This window comes from Pseudomonas pisciculturae (genome assembly GCF_015461805.1).
In the GTDB taxonomy this organism is placed as follows: domain Bacteria; phylum Pseudomonadota; class Gammaproteobacteria; order Pseudomonadales; family Pseudomonadaceae; genus Aquipseudomonas; species Aquipseudomonas pisciculturae.
Window position 1 is genome coordinate 298441 of the sequence record NZ_JACVZE010000006.1, and the last position, 20859, is coordinate 319299.

The 20859-nt window shown below is 60.1% G+C and carries 16 protein-coding genes; 6 read left to right on the forward strand and 10 right to left on the reverse strand.

The window, feature by feature from the left end; genetic code table 11:
• Positions 1–20: 20 nt before the first annotated feature.
• From ICY20_RS18540 to ICY20_RS18565, 6 genes are all read right to left on the reverse strand, one after another.
• Entirely contained in the window at positions 21–1316 is a 1296-nt protein-coding gene (locus tag ICY20_RS18540) for a cytochrome c (protein WP_194938270.1), read from the reverse strand.
• Positions 1317–1326: 10 nt separating this feature from the next.
• Complete coding sequence (locus tag ICY20_RS18545; RefSeq protein ID WP_194938271.1) at positions 1327–3099, reverse strand: GMC family oxidoreductase; 1773 nt, start codon at positions 3097–3099, stop codon at positions 1327–1329.
• Positions 3100–3157: 58 nt separating this feature from the next.
• Positions 3158–3883: a gluconate 2-dehydrogenase subunit 3 family protein gene (locus ICY20_RS18550; protein ID WP_194938272.1), complete on the reverse strand. Its 726-nt coding sequence runs from the start codon at positions 3881–3883 to the stop codon at positions 3158–3160.
• A gap of 254 nt (positions 3884–4137) precedes the next feature.
• A complete protein-coding gene (locus tag ICY20_RS18555) occupies positions 4138–5145 on the reverse strand; it encodes a LacI family DNA-binding transcriptional regulator (RefSeq protein ID WP_159957082.1) in 1008 nt (335 codons plus the stop codon).
• Positions 5146–5254: 109 nt separating this feature from the next.
• Positions 5255–6403, reverse strand: coding sequence for an L-dopachrome tautomerase-related protein (locus ICY20_RS18560; protein ID WP_194938273.1), 1149 nt, complete (start codon positions 6401–6403; stop codon positions 5255–5257).
• 124 nt (positions 6404–6527) lie between these two features.
• Positions 6528–7256, reverse strand: coding sequence for a putative quinol monooxygenase (locus ICY20_RS18565; RefSeq protein WP_194938274.1), 729 nt, complete (start codon positions 7254–7256; stop codon positions 6528–6530).
• A 151-nt stretch (positions 7257–7407) separates the two neighbouring features.
• On the opposite strand from ICY20_RS18565, the gene ICY20_RS18570 reads away from it, so the two are divergent.
• From ICY20_RS18570 to ICY20_RS18580, 3 genes are all read left to right on the forward strand, one after another.
• Complete coding sequence (locus tag ICY20_RS18570) at positions 7408–8457, forward strand: LacI family DNA-binding transcriptional regulator (RefSeq protein ID WP_194938275.1); 1050 nt, start codon at positions 7408–7410, stop codon at positions 8455–8457.
• A gap of 132 nt (positions 8458–8589) precedes the next feature.
• Positions 8590–9792, forward strand: coding sequence for a mandelate racemase/muconate lactonizing enzyme family protein (locus ICY20_RS18575; RefSeq protein ID WP_194938276.1), 1203 nt, complete (start codon positions 8590–8592; stop codon positions 9790–9792).
• A 35-nt stretch (positions 9793–9827) separates the two neighbouring features.
• Positions 9828–11222: an MFS transporter gene (locus ICY20_RS18580; protein ID WP_194938277.1), complete on the forward strand. Its 1395-nt coding sequence runs from the start codon at positions 9828–9830 to the stop codon at positions 11220–11222.
• Between the two features lie 106 nt (positions 11223–11328).
• Here ICY20_RS18580 and ICY20_RS18585 read toward each other — a convergent pair whose 3' ends face one another.
• Positions 11329–11811, reverse strand: a complete 483-nt coding sequence (locus tag ICY20_RS18585) for an Lrp/AsnC family transcriptional regulator (RefSeq protein WP_194938278.1) — start codon at positions 11809–11811, stop codon at positions 11329–11331.
• Between the two features lie 246 nt (positions 11812–12057).
• On the opposite strand from ICY20_RS18585, the gene ICY20_RS18590 reads away from it, so the two are divergent.
• The 3 genes from ICY20_RS18590 (at position 12058) to ICY20_RS18600 (ending at position 16728) form a co-directional block, all read left to right on the forward strand.
• Positions 12058–14145: an alpha-ketoacid dehydrogenase subunit alpha/beta gene (locus tag ICY20_RS18590; protein ID WP_194938279.1), complete on the forward strand. Its 2088-nt coding sequence runs from the start codon at positions 12058–12060 to the stop codon at positions 14143–14145.
• 1 nt (position 14146) lies between these two features.
• Entirely contained in the window at positions 14147–15442 is a 1296-nt protein-coding gene (locus ICY20_RS18595) for a dihydrolipoamide acetyltransferase family protein (RefSeq protein ID WP_194938280.1), read from the forward strand.
• Positions 15443–15531: 89 nt separating this feature from the next.
• Positions 15532–16728, forward strand: coding sequence for an amino acid aminotransferase (locus ICY20_RS18600; protein ID WP_228758481.1), 1197 nt, complete (start codon positions 15532–15534; stop codon positions 16726–16728).
• 55 nt (positions 16729–16783) lie between these two features.
• Here ICY20_RS18600 and paaZ read toward each other — a convergent pair whose 3' ends face one another.
• Genes paaZ through ICY20_RS18615 form a run of 3 tightly spaced genes read right to left on the reverse strand, consistent with a single transcriptional unit; the run spans position 16784 to position 20830 of the window.
• Entirely contained in the window at positions 16784–18847 is a 2064-nt protein-coding gene (paaZ, locus tag ICY20_RS18605; protein ID WP_194938281.1) for a phenylacetic acid degradation bifunctional protein PaaZ, read from the reverse strand.
• Positions 18848–18878: 31 nt separating this feature from the next.
• Positions 18879–20525: a cation acetate symporter gene (locus tag ICY20_RS18610; protein ID WP_194938282.1), complete on the reverse strand. Its 1647-nt coding sequence runs from the start codon at positions 20523–20525 to the stop codon at positions 18879–18881.
• Positions 20522–20830, reverse strand: coding sequence for a DUF485 domain-containing protein (locus ICY20_RS18615; protein WP_194938283.1), 309 nt, complete (start codon positions 20828–20830; stop codon positions 20522–20524). Before ICY20_RS18615 ends, ICY20_RS18610 begins: the two co-directional genes overlap by 4 nt.
• Positions 20831–20859 lie beyond the last annotated feature (29 nt).

A 20859-nucleotide genomic window follows, 5' to 3' on the forward strand; every position in this document is an offset into this window, starting at 1 on the left:
CGCACCGCCGGCAATTATTGTTATTGACGGTCCAGCCATTGCTGCGCATCGAGTTGACTGCGCGCTTGTTTCACATCGTCCGGGGTGACGCGTGGTGCGCTGTTGCCCCAGCTATTGCGGATGTACGTGAGCACGGCGGCGATGTTGTCGTCCGGCAGGCGCCAGTCGAAACGCGGCATGCCGGCGCCGGTTGGGTTGCCTGCGGTGACTGGGCCTTCGGCACCCTTGAGCACCACATGCAGCAGGTTGGCCGGGTCGTCGGCGTTGACCTGGGCGCTGGCGCTCAGGGCCGGGATCATGTGGCGTACGCCCGAGCCATCGGTGTTGTGGCAGGCGTTGCATTGGCTTTCCATGACCAACTTGCCGGTGACCATTTGCGGGTCGGTGGCGGCGATAGCGGTGGTGGTTTTTGACGGACTGGCCGGCAGTTGCTGCAAATAGGCGGCAATCGCTTTCAGGTCAGGGTCAGTCAAATGCTGCGTGGAATATTCCACGGCTTCCTGCATCGGGCCGGTCGCTACCGACTGACGGCTGGCGCCGGTCTTCAGGTAGCTGACGATATCGTCTTCGGTCCAGTGGCCCAGGCCGACCCTTGGGTTAGTGGTCAAGTCCGGCGCATGCCAGCCTTGCAGGGTGCCGCCTTGCAGAGCCGCGCTGACGTCGCCGCCGAGGAAGTTTTTGGCGGTGTGGCAAGCGGCGCAGTGGCCCGGGCCGTTGACCAGGTAATCACCGCGATTGACGATGGCCGTCACGCCCGGCAGCGGGGTGAACGGCTGGTCACGGAAGAACAGCAGGTTCCAGCCCGCCAGCAATACGCGCTGGTTGTAAGGGAAGGGCAGTTCGTTCTCCACCACCTTCTGCTTTACCGGGGCGATGGTTTGCATGTAGGTCCACAGGTCGGCGATGTCCTGGTCGGTCATCTTCGCGTACGCGGTATAGGGCATTGCCGGGTACAGATAGCCGTGGGTGCCGATACCGTGGCGCACCGCCTTGTCGAAGCGTGCCAGGTCCCAGTTGCCGAGCCCGGTTTCCTTATCCATCGTGATGTTTGACGCTTTGATCACGCCGAAGGGGGTCTCCAGCACATAACCGCCGGCATACGCTGGCTTGCCATGCGCGGTGTGGCAGGCCATGCAGTCGCCGGTGGCGGCGACGTATTCGCCGCGCTTGATCTGCGCGGCAATCGGGCCGGTGGTGTCGGCTTTGATGGCCGGGAACGTACGGTGTTCGCCATATTTGGCAAAGCCAATAAACCCGGCCATGCCGAGGATGCCGCAGCCTGCAACGACCGCAGCGAGCTTGGTGAGCTTTTTCACGGTGTTGTCCTCAGCGGGTCAGCAGGCCAGGTTGGCGCAGGTAGTCATTGATGATGGCTTTGGCGGTCCACAGGGTCAGCGCACTGAGCGTGCCAGTGGGGTTGTAGCCGGCGTTGTTGGGGAACGACGACGCGCCGATCACGAACAGGTTGTGCGCATCCCAGCTTTGTTGATAACGGTTGAGGGCCGACGTGGCCGGGTCCAGGCCCATGGCGGCGCCGCCAATGGTGTGACCGCTGTCGTAGGCGCGGTTGGGCGAGAAGGGCTCATCCGGGAAGGCCTGCGCATCCCAGGTCTTGGCGCCGCTGGCACGGCAGATATCCGCGATGCGGTCGCGTACGAAACGCGCCATCTTGCGGTCGTTTTCGTTGTACTCGAAGGTCATGCGCAGCAGCGGCTGGCCGTTGGCATCGTTGTAGTTCGGGTCCAGCGACAGGTAGCTTTCGACGTGGGCGTAGGAGGTGCCCTGGCCCTGGATCTTGGCGTAGTTCTGGTAACTGTGCTGGAACGCTTTTTTCCACTGCGAGCCCCACATTTTGGTGCCGGCAGGCACGCGGTCGGTCATGCCCATCGGCGTGGCTTGGTCGCTGAGTGCCTGGATGCCAGCGCCGCCCAGAAAGCCCAGGTCGGTGTGGTCGAAGTTGTCGCCGTTGTAGTCGTCGATCTGGGTCGACAGCGCGCCCGTGGAGATGAACGGGTTCATGTGCTCGTTTTCGAAGTACAGGAAACCGTAGGACATGGTCTGGAAATTATAGGCGCGACCCACGGTGCCCTTGCGGGTTTCCGGGTCGTACGGGGTGCCGACTTCGGAGAGCAGCATCAAGCGCACGTTGTCGAACTGGAACGCGGCAAACACCACGATATCCGCGGGTTGAAAGCCGATGTTTTTGTCTGAATCAAGGAACGTCACGCCGGTGACGGTCTTGCCGTCTGCCGCTTTTTCGGCCTTAAGCGCGGTGCACTCGGTGAGCAAGGTGAAGTTGGGGCGAGTCATCAGCGCCGGGATCACGCAAGCGTTGGGTGACGACTTGGACCAGTTGCCACAGCCATAGAAGCCGCAGAAGCCGCAGTACGTGCACGGCGCCAGGTTGATCCCCAGCGGGTTGGTAAACGCCGCGCCGATGGTGCCGGCGGGAATCGGGAAGGGGTGCAGGCCCATCTTTTCGGTGGTCTGGTGGAACATGTCGTTCCAGCGCGAACGCACCAGCGGCGGCGTCGGGTATTCCGAGGTGCGCGAGCCTTCAAACGGGTTACCGCCGGGTTGTACCTTGCCGTTCAGTACGCCAGCCTTGCCGGAGATGCCGGAGATTTTTTCCCAGCGATCGTAGTGCGGTTCCAGGTCGTCATAGGTCACGCCCCAGTCCTGCACGATCAGGCCTTCGGGCAGGTTCATCTTCGGGTAGCGTTCTTTGACCCGGGTGGCCATAGTGAAGTCCGCCGGGGTGAAGCGCCAGGCGTTGGCCGACCAGTGCTTGCCGGCACCGCCGACGCTGTAGCCGACCACCCAGTTGTTCATGTCGCGGCCGGGCAGGGCTTTTTCGTGGCGGTTATTGCGAAAGGTCAGGGTCTCGACGCTCGGCGGGCGCAGGGCCTCGCGGCGGGCGCCGTAGCGCAGTTCATCGGCGGCAATGCTCGGCGGCATATTGCGGTGGGTCTGCTCCCACGGGCCGCGCTCGATCACCACTACGTTGAGCCCGGCGCGGGTGAGTTCTTCGGCCATCAACGCGCCGGCCCAGCCCAGGCCGACGATGACTGCATCGGCTTTAGGTCGTTTGTAATTCATGAATGCATTCCAGATCAGGCATGCGCCTATACGGCGTCATTAGGATGAAAATCGGGCTTCAGATACGGCCGATAAGGCTCACGGGGATGATGTCGAGCTTCTGGCCCTTGAGGTTCACGTAGTCGCGGTAGTCGTAACGTGCGCCGGGGAAACCGACCATCTTCCAGCCCGCCATGTCTTTGTTACCGCCGTAGATCGGGTCGGCGAAGAAGCCTTCCTGCACGTTGCTAAGCAGTTGCGAGAACAGCGCGTTGGACGGGATAGACGCCAATTGCACCTGGCCGTTCTCCATCTGCTCCAGCAACTCATCCTGCTGCTCGATGCTCAGGGCTTCAAAGCTGTTGCCCAAGTGATCGAGACAGTATTTGTCCAGCTCTGCCAGGCCCGTGCGATACACATACGCGGGGGTTCTTAGGGACTGATTGCCCTGGGTGCTACTGCCTTTTTCTTCCGGGCCACTCAGGTAACGCAAGGCGCCCGCCGCCCATGGCGTGACCAACTGGTGATCGATGAATACCACGCAACCGGCCTGGGAAGCGCTGACGCTGACTTCATCGGCTGGGATCAGGCGATCGAAGATCGCGGTCACTTGAGCGACTTCCTTGTCGGTGAGGAACATGCGCTTGGTCGGGTCGACCGGGGAGGGCGGCAAGGTCTCTTTGGCCAGCCACTTGGTGCCACCGTTGAGGACCCTCAGCGCGGCGCCGGCGGGCCGGAAAATCGAGGCCGCCACGCTGGTGCTGATCAGCACCATGCCGGCTTTCAATACACTTCGACGGTCCATTTTTACTCCTTATCAGGTGCAGCATTTCGGCGCCGATTTCGCACAAAAAATGCGATTTATGTAGAGAGCGCTCTCATTTTTTGTCAAAAAATAAACGCACCTCAAAAATTGAGAGCGTTCTCATTTTGTCTCGAAAAAAAGCCAGCAAAACGGACACAAAATGTTGCATCCGGAGCTGGCAGGCGGCGATTCTAGGCCGCGACACAATGTCGCGTCAATCCATCAGGGGGGCGAAACAGCCCGAAATGCAGCGCTCAGATGGCTTTCACCGGCCCGGATGAGTGGCGCAAAACCAGCTCTACCGGCATCACATGGCGGCGGATACGCTTGGCGCTGTTGGCCATGATTTCCTGTAGTGAATCGACGGCGGTCTGTGCCTGGGCATCGATATCCTGGCGCAAGGTCGACAGGGAAAATACCGAGTTGGCAGCACTTGGGATGTCATCAAAACCGACCACGGAGACGTCTTCCGGTACCGACAAACCCATGCCCTTTAGACGGTCAAGTACGCCCAGTGCAAGGAAGTCATTGGAGGCGAAAATCGCCGTCGGTGGGTTGGCGTCGGTGAAGAGCGCATCCACACCACGGCGGCCTGAAGCAGCATCGTGGGTGCCGCGCAGGAAAAACGGTTCAAGCCCCGCCTGCTCCATCACTTCGCAATACGCCTTGGTGCGTTCCCGTGCTGACGCCTCGTTACCGCCCCCCAGGTGAGCGATACGCCGGTGGCCGAGGGACAGCAGGTGCTCCATCGCGGTGCGCACGCCGCCATTGTCGTCGACGGTGATCACCGTGACGCGTGGATGATTGACCCGCTGGCTGCCCAGGTACACGCACGGCAGGCTGTCGGCAATGGTGCTGATGGCTTTGGAGGTAATCAGCGGTGCGATCAGAATCACCCCGGCCGCCCGAAAGCGCAGTAGCCGTTCAGTTTCGTTCACCGCCGAGCCATCCTCGGCCGAGCGCAGCGTGGTCACCGGTTCGAAGCCACGGGCCAGCAGGGCGCGGTCGACGGCTTGGGCCAACTGAATATGGAACGGGTTGCTGGGGTCGCCAATGATCAGCCCGACGATGGAGGAGTGCGCAGACACCAGGCTGCGAGCGGCCAGGTTGGGCCGATAGTTCAGCTCGGCGGCAATCGCGGCAATACGTTCACGTGTCTCAGGGCGCACGCCCGGGTCGCCGCGCAGGGCACGGGAGGTTTGCGCACGGGACATATTGGCGGCCAGGGCCACATCTTCCAGGGTCGTGAAAGGTTTTTTCATGGGGCGAGGTCAGGCGCTCTGAATGAAGAGGCGCAGAGTATCGCATGAACCACGAAAAGCGTTCAGCCGAACGCCCCCGGCCGTTATAGCCGGGGGCGCTGGCGTCTAGTTACTTGCGAAACGACATCGAATTGCCCAGCGGGATGCCATCCACCGAGGCTGGCAACGGCATGGAGTACACATTAAAGGTGCCGGACGTGCCATTCACGCCCCGGTTGAAGTTGGCCATCAACTCACCTTGGGTCGCCGGAATCAGCAGGCGGCGGTTGGCGTCGATGAACAGCGCATCCGGGCCGATCAGGCGGTCGTCCTGGATCAGCGTGGCGGTGCGGCCATCCGGGGCGACCACGCCAATGCTGCGTGACTCCACCAGGCCCAGGTAGATGTTGCCCAGGGAGTCGATGCACGTGCCGTTGATGGTGCCTTTATCGAAAGCCTTGACGATATGGCGTTCCAGCTCGTCGTCGCTGATGGAAGCATCGTCGAGCAGTTTGCGCGGGATCTTCCACATCGGGCTGCTCGGCGTGGAGAACAGCAGCCACTCGCCGTTGGGGGTAATCTCCAGCATATCGGCGTGGACTTGCGGGCGTTTGCCGTTTTCGTCCTCATAGAGCCGGCCGTTGGTGGCCAGCAGCGGGCTGTCCAACGGTTGGCGTAGCTGCGGGCGATTGTGCAGGCGGCGCAGGGTCTTGCCGGTTTTCAGGTCGTGCACGATCAGGCCGCCGACGCCGGCGTCAGTGATATAGACGCGGTTGTCGAACACCCGCAGGTCATTCATAACCGCGCCTGGTGGCAGGATTTTATCGTCGAAACGCAACACGCGTAGGGTCTTGCCGGTCTTGCTGTCGAACTGCGCGACTTTCGCGGCGCCGGGCAGCGTGGTCTGGTTGTCGGGGGCGCCCTGGTCGACGATCCACACGGTGTCGTCGTCGAAAACATGCACGGAGTTGACCTGCACAAAGGCGTTTTTCACATCCTTGCCCGGCGCCCAGTTGTTCCAGTCGCCGCCTGGGAATGGGGTGAGATGGGTCGCATCCTTTACACGGGCCAATGAGGAGGTGTGCGTCGTGGCGTGCCAGCGTGGCAGGCCGACAAACAACGTGCCGTCGCGGGTGGCGGCCACGGCGTTGACGATGGCATCGGCACTGACTTCGGTTGTGAGTCTATCGGCGGCAGCCGGTGTGGTAGCGGCAAAGCCCAGGGCGGGCAGGGCGAACGCCAGGATGGCGGCGCCTTGGATCAATCTACGTCGTTGCATGAGGTGCATCTCCTTTTTTATTGGGTGTTGTAGCGGCGACGCGGCGGCTGATATCAGCGCGCTCTTTTTCAGAATGGTATCGGTACCATTTTTAAGTCAAGCGAGTTTTTTTGCGCTTGGCGGTTTAATTCTCGATGCGGTCTTTGAGGTCCAGAACTTCTGGAGCGCCATCCACCCAGGTGTTCAATTGCGCGCTGAAGGCGTTGGTGTAGGCGGTCAAGCGCTGGCGTTGATAGGCCTTTGCATCCGTCCAGCGTTGATAGATGACAAAAGTATTGGCGTCGTTGTGTTGCTGGTAAACGTCGAACACCAGGTTGCCCTGGGCTTGACGTGACTGCTCGATCACGGGCCTTACGCCATCGATAAACGCCTGGCGTTGCGCCGCCTTGATCTTCACCAGCGCGACCACGTTGCGGGTCTCGCTGGGCTGGTCGATCGCTTTGCGGGCGGGGGCGGGCAGGTCCACGACGTTCTGCAGCAAGTACTTTCGCTCGGGTCGGGCAAAACCGGTGGGCACCAACGCGATCACCGGCGCCACATGCGCAGAGCCCTCGTGTTGAAGGTACCCGGCACGGTCGCGCCAGCTTTCGAACAGCACCAATGTCGGGTCGTTGCCGCCCAGGTCACCGACGTCGAACACAATGTTTGCCGCCTCTTTGCGGCTTTGCAGGGCGTTGTTGCGCATTGAGGCTACGAAGGCCGCGCGGGTTTGCGGCTGAATGGTTTGGATATTCAGGTAGTGCAATGGCACCGGGTCCGGAAGCTCGGCGGCCTGCGCGGCGCCGGTGATCAATGTGCCCGCCAGCAGCCCTTTGAACCAGGGCGTACGGCGTGTCTGTGGGGCGTTTTGCATACAGCATCTCCTGTGGGTTGGAGGTCGCATCCTGATGAGAGCGCTCTCAATCTGTCAAGGGCCGGTTGGTCGAATTTCGCCTTGGCCATCGTGCAACTGTTAGCATCTGCCGTTCACCTCACCTTGAACCTACGCGGATATCACTCAGCACATGGCGGCGATTCCACCTGATCACAGCGGTCAAACACGGGCCACAGTCACCCTGCGCGATGTCGCACGCTTGGCGGGAGTGGCGCCAATGACGGTGTCGCGTTACCTGAACAACCCTGAGGCAGTCCGTGCGCCGACGCGGTTGAAGGTGCAGCGGGCGGTGGAACAGACAGGCTATGTGCACAACCGTTTGGCCGGCTCGTTGAAGTCCAATCGCACCCGCTTGGTGGCGGTGGTGCTGCCGATGGTGACCAATCCGATATTTTCCGACACCTTCCAGGCGATCAATGAACGCCTGACCCGTTCGGGTTATCAGGTGCTGCTCGGGGTGTCCGGCTATCAGCGTGAGCAAGAGCAAGAGTTGCTGGAGGTGATCCTCAGTCGCCGCCCCGATGGCATCATTCTCACCGGTACCCTGCATACCCCCGCCAGCCGCAACCGCCTGCGTGCTGCCGGTGTGCCGGTAGTCGAAACCTGGGACTTGAGCCCTGAGCCGATTGATATGCTCGTGGGCTTTTCCCACGAAGACGCCGGCCGGGCAGTGGCGCGGCAGTTGTTCGCCCAAGGTTATCGACGCTTTGCCTTGCTGGCGGTGGACGACCCGCGCGGGTTGCGGCGCGCCACGAGTTTTATCAAGGCATTGGCCGAGCAGGGCATCAATGCAGTGCCGCAGCGCATCGCCCAAGGCTTGCCGAGCCTGGCGCAGGGGCGCGAAGGCTTGAGTGCGTTACTTGCGGAAGAGCCCTTGGTAGCGGGGAATCCCCCGGTTATTGTCTGCACCTCCGACACGATCGCCCACGGCGTATTGACCGAAGCGGCTGCGCGCGGTTTGTGGGTTCCGCAGGATCTGGCAGTGATGGGCTTTGGCGACATGAGCTTTGCTGCCCATACCTTTCCGGCACTTTCCACTGTGCGCATTGATGGTACGCTGATGGGCGATACCGCAGCGCGCATGCTGCTCGAGCGCCTGCAAGGCAGCGGTTCTGCTGAGTCGATCACCGATATCGGCTTCACCCTTGTTCAGCGCGAGACCACCCTCAGCCGGGGCTGATTCCAGCCCGCTCAGCGGTAAAAACTCACCGACGATTTACAAATGTGCTTGTTGGCATGATCAACCTAAGGTAGGTTTTAGCTATAAATGGTACCGATACCATTTAGTAAAAACCGCTTTGGGATAACAACAATGTCAAAAATTACCTGCATTCGGACCCTTCGCCTGCCCGAACGTCCAAAACTGATCTGGCTGGAAATCGAGACCGATGAAGGCCTGATCGGCCTCGGCGAAACCTTCCGCGGCGCGGCCACCGTCGAGGCCGCCGTGCATGAGCTGATAGCTCCCGGCCTGATCGGTCGGGACGCGCGGCAAATCGAAGCCATCTCCCTGGAACTCACCACGCCTTATGTGGGTTACCACAGCGCCAGTGCGGAGATCCGCGCTGCGAGTGCGGTGGACATCGCCCTGTGGGATCTGATGGGCCAGCGCCACGGCATCCCGATCCATGAAGCCCTCGGCGGTGCCTGCCGCGAGCGCATTCGCGTGTACAACACCTGTGCCGGTTATGAATTCAACACCCAACAAGGCGCTCGCCGTGAAATCAGTGCCAGCGACCGCGCCCAAGGCCCCTATGACGATCAGCTAGCGTTCAGCCGTGACCCTGCCGCGTTGGCCATCAGCTTGGTGGAAGAGGGCTACACGGCGATGAAAATCTGGCCCTTTGACCAATTCGCCCGTCAGCCAGGCGCCAATAGCATCAGCCTTGCCGAGGTCGAGAAGGGTGTTGAGGTGTTCCGCCAGATCCGCGAAGCAGTGGGTAATCGCATCGAAATCATGTGTGAACTTCACAGCCTGTGGGACAGCGCAGCCGCGTTGCGTATTTGCCAGGCGCTGGAGCCGTTCGACGTGTATTGGGTCGAAGACCCGCTGTGCAAAATGGACGACGTCCAGGCGCTCGCCGACCTGCGCAGCCGCACACGCGTGCCGATCTGCGCCAGTGAAACCCTCGGCGGCAGCGTGGCCTACCGCGACCTGCTGAACGCCGGCAGCCTCGACTATCTGATGCTCGATCTGGTCTGGTGCGGCGGTTTTACCGAGGCCCGCAAGATCGCGGCACTGGCGCAGGTCTACAACAAACCCTTGGCCCCCCACGACTGCACAGGCCCGGTGGCCTTGTTTGCTGGCCTGCAACTGGGCATCCATGCACCCACCGCCGTATTGCAGGAAGTGGTGCGCGCCTCGCTGTCGACCTGGTATGGCGAACTGGTCACGCACCTGCCCGAGATCACTCATGGCCACGCCGCCGCCCCGACTCTACCGGGGTTGGGCACCGCCTTGCGCCCCGAGGTCAGGCAGCGCCGCGACGCGATCATTCGCGAAACCCGGGTCTGACCCGGGCACCTCCGTTTTTCGGCATCGAGAATACAATGAAAACAACACGTTCTCTTCGACGCTTCATCGCTGAACACCGCCGTTTTGAGGTGATCATCCTGCTGTTCATCATGATGATCATCAACCAGGGCGACCGCGCCACGCTGTCCATTGCGGGCGCGAGCCTGTCCCACGAAATGGGTTTGAGTCACGGCGAAATGGGCTGGCTGTTTTCCGCCTTTGCCTGGGCCTATATGTTGCTGCAACTGCCGGGCGGGCTGGCGATTGACCGCTTTGGCAGCATCAAGGTATTGGGCATCGCGATTATTGCCTGGTCGGTATTCACTGCTGCCATCGGCACCGTGGCAATGATGCCGGTGGGCGTGGCCTTCTTCGCGGTGTTTGCCCTACGCTTCATGGTGGGTGCCGCCGAAGCGCCGTGCTTTCCAGCTAACAGCAAAATCGTCTCAATGTGGTTTCCCACCGCTGAGCGCGGCACCGCGACCGCTGTCTTCAACGCGTCGCAGTATTTTGCCGCAGTCGTGTTCACGCCGTTACTGGCCTGGATCTCCACACGATGGGGCTGGCCGTGGATTTTCTACGTGATGGGGTTTGCCGGTGTGGCCATGGGCATTGTGTTTATCGCGCGCATCAAGGCACCGCTGGACCACGCTACGCTGACGACTGTCGAGTTGGAAGAAATCCGCGCCGGCGGTGCTGGCCTGCAAGAGCAGGCGGCCGTACCTGGCAAGCAACACAGCTGGCGCGATACCTGGGCCAGCGCTCGCAGTTTGCTGAGCCAGCGCATGTTTGTCGGTATCTATATGGCGCAGTTCTGCATCAGCACCCTGACGTTTTTCTTCCTGACTTGGTTTCCCGTGTACCTGGTGCAACAGCGCGGGCTGTCGTTGCTCAATGCCGGGCTGTTGGCGGCCATTCCCGCGATCTTCGGTTTTATCGGTGGCATCAGCGGCGGCATGGTATCGGACTGGATGCTGCGCAAGGGCATCAGCCTGACGATGGCGCGCAAACTGCCCATTTTTATCGGCATGGCATTGTCGATGAGCATGATCCTGTGCAACTACGTGCAGACCGATCTGCTGGTGGTGGTGTTTATGGCCGTCGCGTTTTTTGGCAAGGGCATGGGCGCGTTAGGCTGGGCGATCATTGCTGACGTGTCGCCGAAAAACAGTGCGGGCATGAACGGCGCGATCTTTAACACCTTTGGCAGTGTCGCCGGTATCGTCACGCCGGTGGTGATCGGCTATATGGTGCAGTCGATGGGCTCGTTTAACGGCGCGTTGATCTACGTGGCCCTCAATGCCGCGGGTGCGTTTGTGTGCTACCTGTTTGTCGTCGGGCCGTTGAAGCGACCTGACGAGCCAGCGACGTTGGCCAAAGAAGCCTCGCTGCTGACACCTGCCTATGCGAAACAACGCAGACTCCAATGACTGCTCCAGCCCGGCACATCGGTGCCTGCCGAGGTCTCTGCAACAGCGCGCGTGGTAAAGGCGTTGGAATGCAGGGCGAGGTTAGCCCTGGCTGGCCGTCAAAACGCTACTGCAAATGATCCAGTGGCAACGGCGAAGGTGACTTGATCTCGCGCAGTACCACACTGGAGCGGATTTCACTGACGCCGGGCAACTTGAAAATCACGTTATAGAGAAACGCGTCGTAGTGGGCAATGTCGGGTGTCACCACCTTGAGCGAATAATCACCACGCCCAGTGGTGCTGTGGCACTCGATGATTGCGGGGCAATCACGCACCGCTTGCTCGAACTCTTCCACCACATTGCCGACATGCCGGGCCAGGTTCACTTCGGCGAGCACGCAGGTGCCCAAGTGGACTCGTGTACGGTCGAGCACCGCAGTGTAGTGATGAATGACGCCTTCGCGCTCGAGATCTTTCAGGCGTTTCCAGGTCGGCGAAGTGGATAAGCCAATCTTTTTGCCCAGGTCCTGAACGGTCAAACGGCCATCCGTCTGCAACTCGGCGAGAATTTTCAGGCTGTAAGTATCCAGCAGATTATTTTTTTCCATTTTTTATAATGTCCGGAAAATAATTTCGTAGTTTGGCGACTGTGCAGATTTTCAGCATCGCTTTTCAAGGTCTGTTTTTTATAAAGCATAATTTTTCACGGTTATGCATTTATCGAGAATATATTACTTTTAATTGAATGATTTTGATCAATTGAAAAAGCACTTTTCGGGTGCGCAATTTTAAGCTCGTCAGCACATGAGTAAGGCCTTTATGCCTGCTCTTTCGCTCGCGAGGATAACAATAAAATGTCCGCTCCACGCCGTAAAAGCCTTGACGTAAAAAACCCGGATAACGCGGTTTCGACCGTGAACTGGCCGCGCATTGCCTATCTTCTGCACGTGTCCAGGGCTTTGGATGAACTGGAAGAAAAGACCCTGGTGCCGGAAAAAAAGGTGCTCTATCAATTTTCTGCGCGAGGGCATGATTTAGCGCAAATTCTGCTTGGCTCAAAACTCACTAATCGCAACGACGCCGCTTGCGGCTACTACCGTTCACGGCCGCTGCTATTGGCGATGGGCGTGGACATGGCGGATGCCTTGGGATCGTCCATGGCGCGTGCGGGTGGCTACTCGGATGGCCGGGATATTGGGGTGGTGTTCAATTACCCCAACCCTGGCGGCCCGACGGCGTTGCCAATGTGTGGGGGCGTTGGTGCGCAGTACACGCCCACGGCAGGCTGGGCGCAGGCCATCGAATACCGCAGCAAGGTTTTGAAGGATGCGTCCTATGACACCGCGATCAGTGTGGTGCTAGGTGGTGACGGCTCTGTCGCCACCAACGGTTTCTGGGCGGCGCTGACCATTGCGACCACGCAAAAGCTGCCGATGCTGTTCTATATCGAAGACAACGGTTATGGCATTTCCGTACCGTCGACCTTTCAAACCCCCGGTGGTGATATCGCAGCCAACCTCAGCGGGTTCCAGAACCTGCACATCCTCAGCGGTGACGGTTCCAATCCTGTGCAGAGTGCCGAGTTGGTCGAGCAGGCGGTGGACCACGTTCGCACTCATCAAGGGCCATGTTTGTTACGCCTGAAGGTGCCGCGCCTGCAAGGGCACAGTTTCCAGGACACCCAGACCTACAAGTCCGCGGACTTCATCAAAATGGAATGGGCCCGTGACCCGCTGCACAAGTTGCGCGACTTCCTGGTGCCCGACCGCATGACTGCCAGCGAGTGGGATGAGCTGGGTGAAAACGCTCGCGCCGAGGTCAATGCATCACGCATTGAGGCCGAAGCCCGGCCAGTCAGTGACCCTGCTCGCGTCACACACCACGTGTTCCATGAAGGTGAAATGCAGGCGCGGGGCGGGCAGTGGTCGGAGGGATACACGCCATCGGCAACCACGTTTATTCCGCTGCAGGAAGGACAACGGCTCAATATGGTCGCGGCCATCCGACGCACCTTAGACCGCGAGTTGGAGGTCAACCCACGTGTGGTGCTGTTTGGTGAAGATATCGGCCCCAAAGGTGGCGTGCATGCGGTCACCTTGGGCTTGCAGGAAAAGTACGGCGAGGCTCGGGTGTTTGATACCAGCCTTTCCGAAGAAGGGATCATCGGTCGTGCTGTGGGTATGGCCGTCGCCGGACTCGTGCCTGTCCCGGAAATCCAATTCCGTAAATACGCCGATCCTGCCGTTGAACAATTGAATGACTGCGGTACCATGCGCTGGCGTACCAACAATCGCTTTGCAGCGCCGATGGTGGTGCGCATTGCCGGTGGCTTCTTCAAGTGCGGTGATCCATGGCATAGCCAGACCAACGAAGTGCAGTTCGTGCATTCGCCAGGTTGGCAGGTCGCGGTACCGTCCAATGCCGAAGACGCGGTAGGTTTACTGCGCAGTGCCATGCGCGGTAACGATCCTGTGATCTTCTTTGAACACCGCGCCATGCTCGACTCTGCGTCGGCTCGTCGGCCGTACCCGGGCGATGATTTTATCGTGCCCTTTGGCAAGGCCCGCAGCGTTGTCGAGGGTAATGACCTGACGATTGTGACGTGGGGAGCGATGGTTGAGCGCTGTGAAAAGGCGGCGGAAGGGCGCTCGGTCCATGTGCTCGATCTACGTACCCTGATGCCTTGGGATCGCGAGGCAGTGCTGGCCTCGGTGCGCCGAACCCACCGTTGTTTGATCGTGCATGAGGATCTGGGCACCGCTGGCTTCGGTGCAGAAATTGCGGCCGTAGTAGCAGATGAGGCCTTTATGAGCCTGGATGCCCCGGTCGCTCGACTGACCATGCCGGATATTCCGAGTCCGCACCACCCTACGTTGCTCGAACACGTGCTGCCGTCTGTAGACGCTATCCGCAGCAAAATCGACTACCTGGTGGGCTTCTGACATGAATGACATGACCATCAAACCTGGCAGTTTGAACATCATTGCCCCACTGGAGCAGGAAGGTACCAAAGCAGTCGTCCGCACTTGGTTGAGGAAAACTGGCGATACAGTCCGTAAACATGAACCGGTGGTCGAACTGGAAACCGACAAAGTCGTGGTTGAGATTGCCGCGCCGGCCGATGGAACGTTGGAGATTATCCTGCGCGAGGACGCGGACGCCGAGCCCGGTGCCGTATTGGGCGTGATTAACGCAGGCGGCGTGCAGGAGCCGTCTGCCCCCGTGCTGGAACCTCTTATCGAGTCGCCAGCAGACTCGTCAGTGGTGTTCGACCCTGAGTTGCGTTTATCGCCTGCGGTGCGCAGGCTGTTAAGGGAGCACAATGTTGCGCCGACGGCCGTTGCTGCAACGGGAAGAGGCGGGCGGTTGACCCGTGAGGATGTGCTCGCGTTTGTGCAGGCAGAACCGGTAAAACAGGCACTTTCCGTGCCCTTGCCGGCTCCCAAGCCCCAGGCAAAGGCAGTGCCTGCGCCGGCCACGAAAGCGCAGGCCGCTCCCTCGGCCGTCGTGCCCGCTTCAGGTGAGCGTGGCCCACGTGTGAGTGCTCACGTTCCTCATAGCAGCATGCGCCGCAAAATCGCCGAGCACATGCAGCACTCCGTGAGCACGGCACCCCATGTCACCTCTGTGTTTGAAGCAGACTTCAGCGCGATCATCGCGCACCGCAAGAAGAACAAAAAACTGTATGCCGACCAGGATGTGAACCTGACTTTTACGACTTATTTTGTGGCCGCTTCGGTGCAAGCCATGTTGGCGGTACCGAATGTAAACAGTCGCTGGCATGACGACTACCTGGAAGTCTTCAAAGACATCAGTATCGGCATCGGCACCGCGCTGGGCGAGACCGGTCTCATTGTGCCGGTGATCCAGCGAGCCCAGGAGCTGAACATCCTCGGCATCGCTTCGCGGCTACAGGAGCTGACCATGGCAGCCCGCAACGGCAAGCTCAAGGCGGCGGACGTGCAAGGCGGCACGTTCACGATTTCCAACCACGGTACTTCAGGCTCCTTGTTCGCCTCGCCGATCATTATCAATCAGCCGCAATCGGCGATTCTGGGTATTGGTGCGCTGGAAAAGCGCGTGGTGGTTCGAGAAGTCGACGGCGTCGACAGCTTCCAGGTTCGGCCCAAGGCCTACGTGTCCTTGACGATCGATCACCGGGTGCTGGATGGCAGTGTCACGAATGCCTGGTTGAGCCGTTTCGTGGAGGTCATCGAAAACTGGCCTTTGGAAGGCTGATTGCAATTGAACAGAAAACGCGACGTTGTCGCGTTTTTTTATGGAGTGGGAAACACGTGGTCTGAACACCAATTGACGGGAGTCTAACTTTGCCAACTTTTAATACTTTGCAGTTGTTGCCCAACGATCCGATCCTGGGTCTTGCCGATACGTTTGCCCAGGATACCCGCAGCAATAAAGTCGATCTGGGTATTGGCGTATACAAGGACGTTGCGGGGAAAACGCCGGTGCTGGCCTCCGTGCAGGCGGCTGAAGAGTGGCTGCTGGAACATCAGGTGAGCAAGGCTTACTTGGGCTCAGAAGGGTTGCCCGCATTCAACCAGGCCATTATCCGGCTGGTGTTTGGCGAAGCTTCGGATGCGCGCTTGGCTGATCAATATGCAGGGGTACAAACACCCGGTGGCACCGGGGCCCTGAGACTGATGGCCGAATTTCTAAAGCGCACGGCGGTACGCAACATCTTGGTTCCAGTGCCCACTTGGGCGATTCATGAAGAGCTGTTCCGACGCGCCGGAATGTGTGTGCAGACCTGCCAGCACCTTACGTCCGAGGGTGCGTTCAATCTAGAGGCGCTGCTAACGGCGCTCGAAGGCTTGTCAGAGGGCGATGCCGTTCTGCTGCATGCCTGCTGTCATAATCCAACCGGAATCGATCCGGATGCGGATCAATGGCGTTCGATTCTTGAGGTCGTGAAAAGGAAAGGGTTGCTGCCATTATTTGATATGGCCTACCAGGGTTTTGGTGAAGGGCTGGAAGAAGATACCTGGGCACTGCGTTTGTTTTGCGCTGAGCTTCCTGAAGTGATGACCAGCATTTCCTGCTCGAAAAACTTCGGGATCTATCGGGAGCGTACGGGTGCTTTGCTGATCAGCTGTATCGAAAGCGCAACCTTGAAAGCGGTCAAGTCTCAAGTGATCGATACCGCGCGCTGCCTCTGGTCCATGCCGCCGGCGCATGGCGGGGCTGTCGTCTCACATATTCTCAGTACCCCGGTGCTCAAGGCGCAGTGGCATCAAGAAGTGCTGGAAATGGCCGAGAGGATTAAAACGTTACGGGCGGGCTTGTGCGAAGAGCTTCGAAAAATTGACGCGTATGACGAATTCAAGAGCATTGAGTTGCAGAAAGGTATGTTCTCTCATCTCAATCGCACCCCTGCCTATGTTGAGCACCTGCGTGAGCGCAGTGGGATATACCTGGTGGGGAACGGCAGAATAAACATCTCCGGTCTGCCGCTTGAGAGGTTGGACGAAGTTGCTGCTGCCTTGAAGTCCGGTTTGACGGTGTGACACGCCTGTTTTAAGTCATCCCCCCGGTGTAGGGGGGATGCTGAAGCAGGGTTTTTTACGCGTTGGTTTCTTCGCGTTTTACAACCAATGTCAAAATGTCATAGCTGGCAACCAACTCGCCCAGCTGATTGGTCACCTCCACGTCCCATGCCACCACACCTTGCGGGCTGCCCTGTGAACTCTTCTTGCCCTGGTCGATCTTGCGCTTGCAGGTCAGGCGCGCCTGAATAGTGTCACCGATGCCGACCGGATTGATGAAGCGCAAGGTATCGAGGCCGTAATTGGCCAGTACCGGGCCAGGCGCCGGCGAAACGAACAGCCCGGCGGCCGCTGACAGCACGAAATAGCCGTGGGCAATGCGCTTGCCGAATTGCGATTCCTTGGCGGCGATGTCGTCGAAGTGCATGTAGAAGTGATCGCCCGACAGGCAGCCGAAGTTCACCAGATCGGCTTCGGTGACGGTACGGCGGTGAGTCAGCAGCGACTCGCCGATTTGCAGGTCCTGGAAGAAGCGACGGAACGGGTGCACTTCGGTTTCAATGACCTTGGCGCCGCGCACATATTCACCGGTTACCGCTGCCAGCATGGTTGGTGAGCCCTGTACCGCTGCGCGTTGCAGGTAGTGCTTTACTGCGCGCAGGCCGCCAAGCTCTTCACCGCCGCCTGCACGTCCAGGCCCGCCGTGTTTGAGTTGCGGCAGCGGTGAGCCGTGGCCGGTGGATTCGGCGGCGGACTCGCGGTCCAGTACCAGCAAGCGGCCATGCCAGGCGGCGGCTACCGGGATCGCTTTGGCGGCAATCTGTGGGTCTTTGGTGATCAGGCTTGCCACCAGGCTGCCTTTGCCACGAGCGGCCAGGGCCAGGGCTTCGTCCAGGTCGTCGTAAGCCATTAGCGTGCTCACCGGGCCGAACGCCTCGATATCGTGAGCGCCGCCTTCGGCGTGTGGGTCGCGTGATTGCAGCAGGGTAGGGGCGAAGAACGCGCCCTGGCCGACGTTTTCACCACGCGGTTCAAAACCATCGCGAGCGCCGAACAGCAGGTCGCTACTGTGCAGCAGGGCTTCCAGGCGTTCAGCCACATCTTTTTGTTGATCGTGGGACGCCAAAGGTCCCATGCGCACACCTTCTACCGACGGATCGCCGATCACGACTTTGGCCAGTCGCTCACGCAGGCGCGAAGCCACGGCGTCGATATGTTTGCCTGGTACGATTGCGCGGCGAATGGCGGTGCATTTCTGCCCGGCCTTGACGGTCATTTCACGCGCGACTTCCTTGATGAACAACTCGAACTCCTCGTCGTCCGGCGTCACGTCCGGGGCGAGGATCGCGCAATTCAGCGAGTCCGCCTCGGCGTTGAACGGCACCGAATTACGGATCAGGTTCGGGTTCACCCGCAGTTTGGCGGCAGTGTCGGCGGAGCCGGTGAATGTCACCACATCCTGGCCTTGCAGGCGATCCAACAGGTCTCCCGTGCTCCCGATGATCAATTGCAGGCTGCCTGCCGGCAGCAAGCCGGACTCGTCCATCAGGCGCACCACGGCTTCAGTCAGATAGCTGGTGGCGCTGGCTGGTTTGACGATGCACGGCATCCCGGCCAGAAAACTCGGTGCGAATTTCTCAAGCATGCCCCAGATGGGGAAGTTGAAAGCATTGATATGCACCGCCAGGCCGCCACGCGGAACCAGAATGTGCGTGCCGGCAAAGCTGCCTTTTTTGCTCAATTGCATCGCCGGACCTTCGTGGACGATGTTGCCCGATGGCAGCTCCCGCGAGCCCAGGCTGGCGTAAGTGAACAGGGTGCTGTTGCCGCCCTCGATATCTATCCAGCTGTCAGTACGAGTGGCGCCGCTGTGATGGGAGATCGCGTAGAGCTGTTCCTTGCGCTCGCTCAGGTACAGGGCCAGTGCCTTGAGGCGCTGTGCCCGTTGCTGGAAGTCCAGCGCCATCAGGCCGTTTACGCCTTGGCTGCGGCCGTGGGCAACGGCTTCGGCGAAGTCCAGGCGTTCTTCGTGGGTGCGCGCAATCTCATGGCCGTCAATGGCACTGCGCAGTACTTGTGCGCCGTGTTGGCCGATCCAGCGACCGGCGATGAAACTTTGCAGAGTAGGGGCGTGAGACATCACGGTTCCTCCAGGGTAGAAAACGAGTGGGTTAGTGTTTGCTGGCGCCAGCGGCACCGATTCCGGTCATGGAACGGATGAACTGCGCCAGGTAACGGCCGCGTTCAAGGGCTGCACGCGGTGAGGTGTCGGTGACGGAAAACAGCCAGGCACTGAAAAACGCCAGGCTCATGGAAAACAGCGCCGGGTTGGAATACGGGAACAGCGCGTTGTCGTGATGCAGCACGTTGACCCACACCGCCGGGCTAAGCACCAGCAGCACAATCGCCGAGACCAGCCCGGCCAGGCTGCCTGCCACGGCGCCACGGGTGGTCAGGCCCTTCCAGTACATCGAAAGGAACAGCACCGGGAAATTCACCGACGCGGCGATCGCCAGCACCAGGCCGGACAGGAACGCAATGTTCTGCGACTCAAACAACAAGCCAAGGATGATCGCCAGCACGCCGATGCACAGCGTGGCGATGCGCGATACGCGGATCTCCTGCTGTTCAGTGGCCTGGCCTTTGCGCATGACGCAGGCATACAGGTCGTGGGACACTGCCGACGCACCGGACAGCGCCAGCCCAGCCACCACCGCCAGGATCGTGGCAAACGCCACCGCTGAAATGAACCCGAGGAACAGGTTGCCGCCCACCGCTTGCGCCAAGTGCACGGCGATCATGTTGCCGCCGCCGATGATCGCACCGCTGGCATCACGGAAGGTTGGGTCGGTGCCCACCATGACAATGGCGCCAAAGCCCACCACGATCAGCAGCAGGTAGAAGTAGCCGATAAAGCCGGTGGCGTAGAACACGCTCTTGCGGGCTTCCTTGGCGTCGCTGACGGTAAAGAAACGCATCAGGATATGCGGCAGCCCGGCCGTGCCGAACATCATGCCCACTCCCAGGGAAATCGCGTCGATAGGGTTGGACAGCAAGCCCCCCGGCGCCATGATCGCGCTGCCCTTGGCATGCACGGCGGCGGCCCCGGCAAACATCGCCTCGGTGCTGAAACCGAAATGCTTGAGCACCATGAACGCCATGAAGGTAGTGCCGAACAGCAGCATCACCGCCTTGATGATCTGCACCCAGGTGGTCGCGAGCATGCCGCCAAAGGTCACGTAGAACACCATCAGCACGCCCACCAGCATCACCGCGTACAGGTAGTCGATGCCAAACAGCAGCTCGATCAACTTGCCCGCGCCGACCATCTGCGCCACCAGGTACATCAGCGCCACGGTCAGGGTGCCGAAGGCCGAAGTCAGGCGCACCGGGGTTTGTTCCAGGCGGTACGAGACCACATCGGCAAAGGTGTACTTGCCCAGGTTGCGCAGGCGCTCGGCGATCAGGAACAGGATGATCGGCCAGCCTGCCAATACACCCAGGGCATACAGCAAACCGTCGTAACCATTGAGGAACATCATCGCCGAGATGCCCAGGAAGGACGCCGCCGAGATCATGTCACCGGCAATCGCCAGGCCGTTCTGGAAACCGGTCATGCCGCCGCCAGCGGTGTAGAAGTCACTCGCCGAACGGGTGCGTAACGCCGCCCAGCGCGTCACACCGAACGTAAACAGCACAAACACCAGGAACATGCCGATGGCGTTCCAGTTCAGGGGGCGCGCCGCGTCATCGGCGGCGATGGCCAGGTCGGTGGCCAACGCCAGGGGCAACAGGAACCACGCAATCAACCGGCTCATGCGGCGCACTCCTGCTTGAGCTTGTCGTTGAGCGGGTCGATCACATGGTTGGCGCGGTGTACGTAAAAACCGGTCAGCGCGAACGCCAGCAACACAATCACCACACCCACCAGCATGCCCACCGTGGTCACACCGCCGCTCAGGGATTGCCCGAGGGTGGCGGGGGAGAACGCCACCAACAGCACAAAGCCGAAATACACCACCAACATGATCAGCGACAGGGACCAGTACAGGCGCTGTTTGCGCCGTACCAACTGGATAAAGTCGGGATGCCGGTGGATACGTTCGATATCGTCGGGAGTCATGGCGGTGGTCCTTTTTATTGTTGTGTTGG

What these genes read in the sequence shown, in the direction of transcription:
- ICY20_RS18545 (WP_194938271.1), bottom strand. Translation starts at nt 3,099, where the DNA reads ATGAATTACAAACGACCTAAAGCCGATGCAGTCATCGTCGGCCTGGGC.
- ICY20_RS18550 (WP_194938272.1), bottom strand. Translation starts at nt 3,883, where the DNA reads ATGGACCGTCGAAGTGTATTGAAAGCCGGCATGGTGCTGATCAGCACC.
- ICY20_RS18555 (WP_159957082.1), bottom strand. Translation starts at nt 5,145, where the DNA reads ATGAAAAAACCTTTCACGACCCTGGAAGATGTGGCCCTGGCCGCCAAT.
- ICY20_RS18560 (WP_194938273.1), bottom strand. Translation starts at nt 6,403, where the DNA reads ATGCAACGACGTAGATTGATCCAAGGCGCCGCCATCCTGGCGTTCGCC.
- ICY20_RS18565 (WP_194938274.1), bottom strand. Translation starts at nt 7,256, where the DNA reads ATGCAAAACGCCCCACAGACACGCCGTACGCCCTGGTTCAAAGGGCTG.
- ICY20_RS18570 (WP_194938275.1), top strand. Translation starts at nt 7,408, where the DNA reads ATGGCGGCGATTCCACCTGATCACAGCGGTCAAACACGGGCCACAGTC.
- ICY20_RS18575 (WP_194938276.1), top strand. Translation starts at nt 8,590, where the DNA reads ATGTCAAAAATTACCTGCATTCGGACCCTTCGCCTGCCCGAACGTCCA.
- ICY20_RS18580 (WP_194938277.1), top strand. Translation starts at nt 9,828, where the DNA reads ATGAAAACAACACGTTCTCTTCGACGCTTCATCGCTGAACACCGCCGT.
- ICY20_RS18585 (WP_194938278.1), bottom strand. Translation starts at nt 11,811, where the DNA reads ATGGAAAAAAATAATCTGCTGGATACTTACAGCCTGAAAATTCTCGCC.
- ICY20_RS18590 (WP_194938279.1), top strand. Translation starts at nt 12,058, where the DNA reads ATGTCCGCTCCACGCCGTAAAAGCCTTGACGTAAAAAACCCGGATAAC.
- ICY20_RS18595 (WP_194938280.1), top strand. Translation starts at nt 14,147, where the DNA reads ATGAATGACATGACCATCAAACCTGGCAGTTTGAACATCATTGCCCCA.
- paaZ (WP_194938281.1), bottom strand. Translation starts at nt 18,847, where the DNA reads ATGTCTCACGCCCCTACTCTGCAAAGTTTCATCGCCGGTCGCTGGATC.
- ICY20_RS18610 (WP_194938282.1), bottom strand. Translation starts at nt 20,525, where the DNA reads ATGAGCCGGTTGATTGCGTGGTTCCTGTTGCCCCTGGCGTTGGCCACC.
- ICY20_RS18615 (WP_194938283.1), bottom strand. Translation starts at nt 20,830, where the DNA reads ATGACTCCCGACGATATCGAACGTATCCACCGGCATCCCGACTTTATC.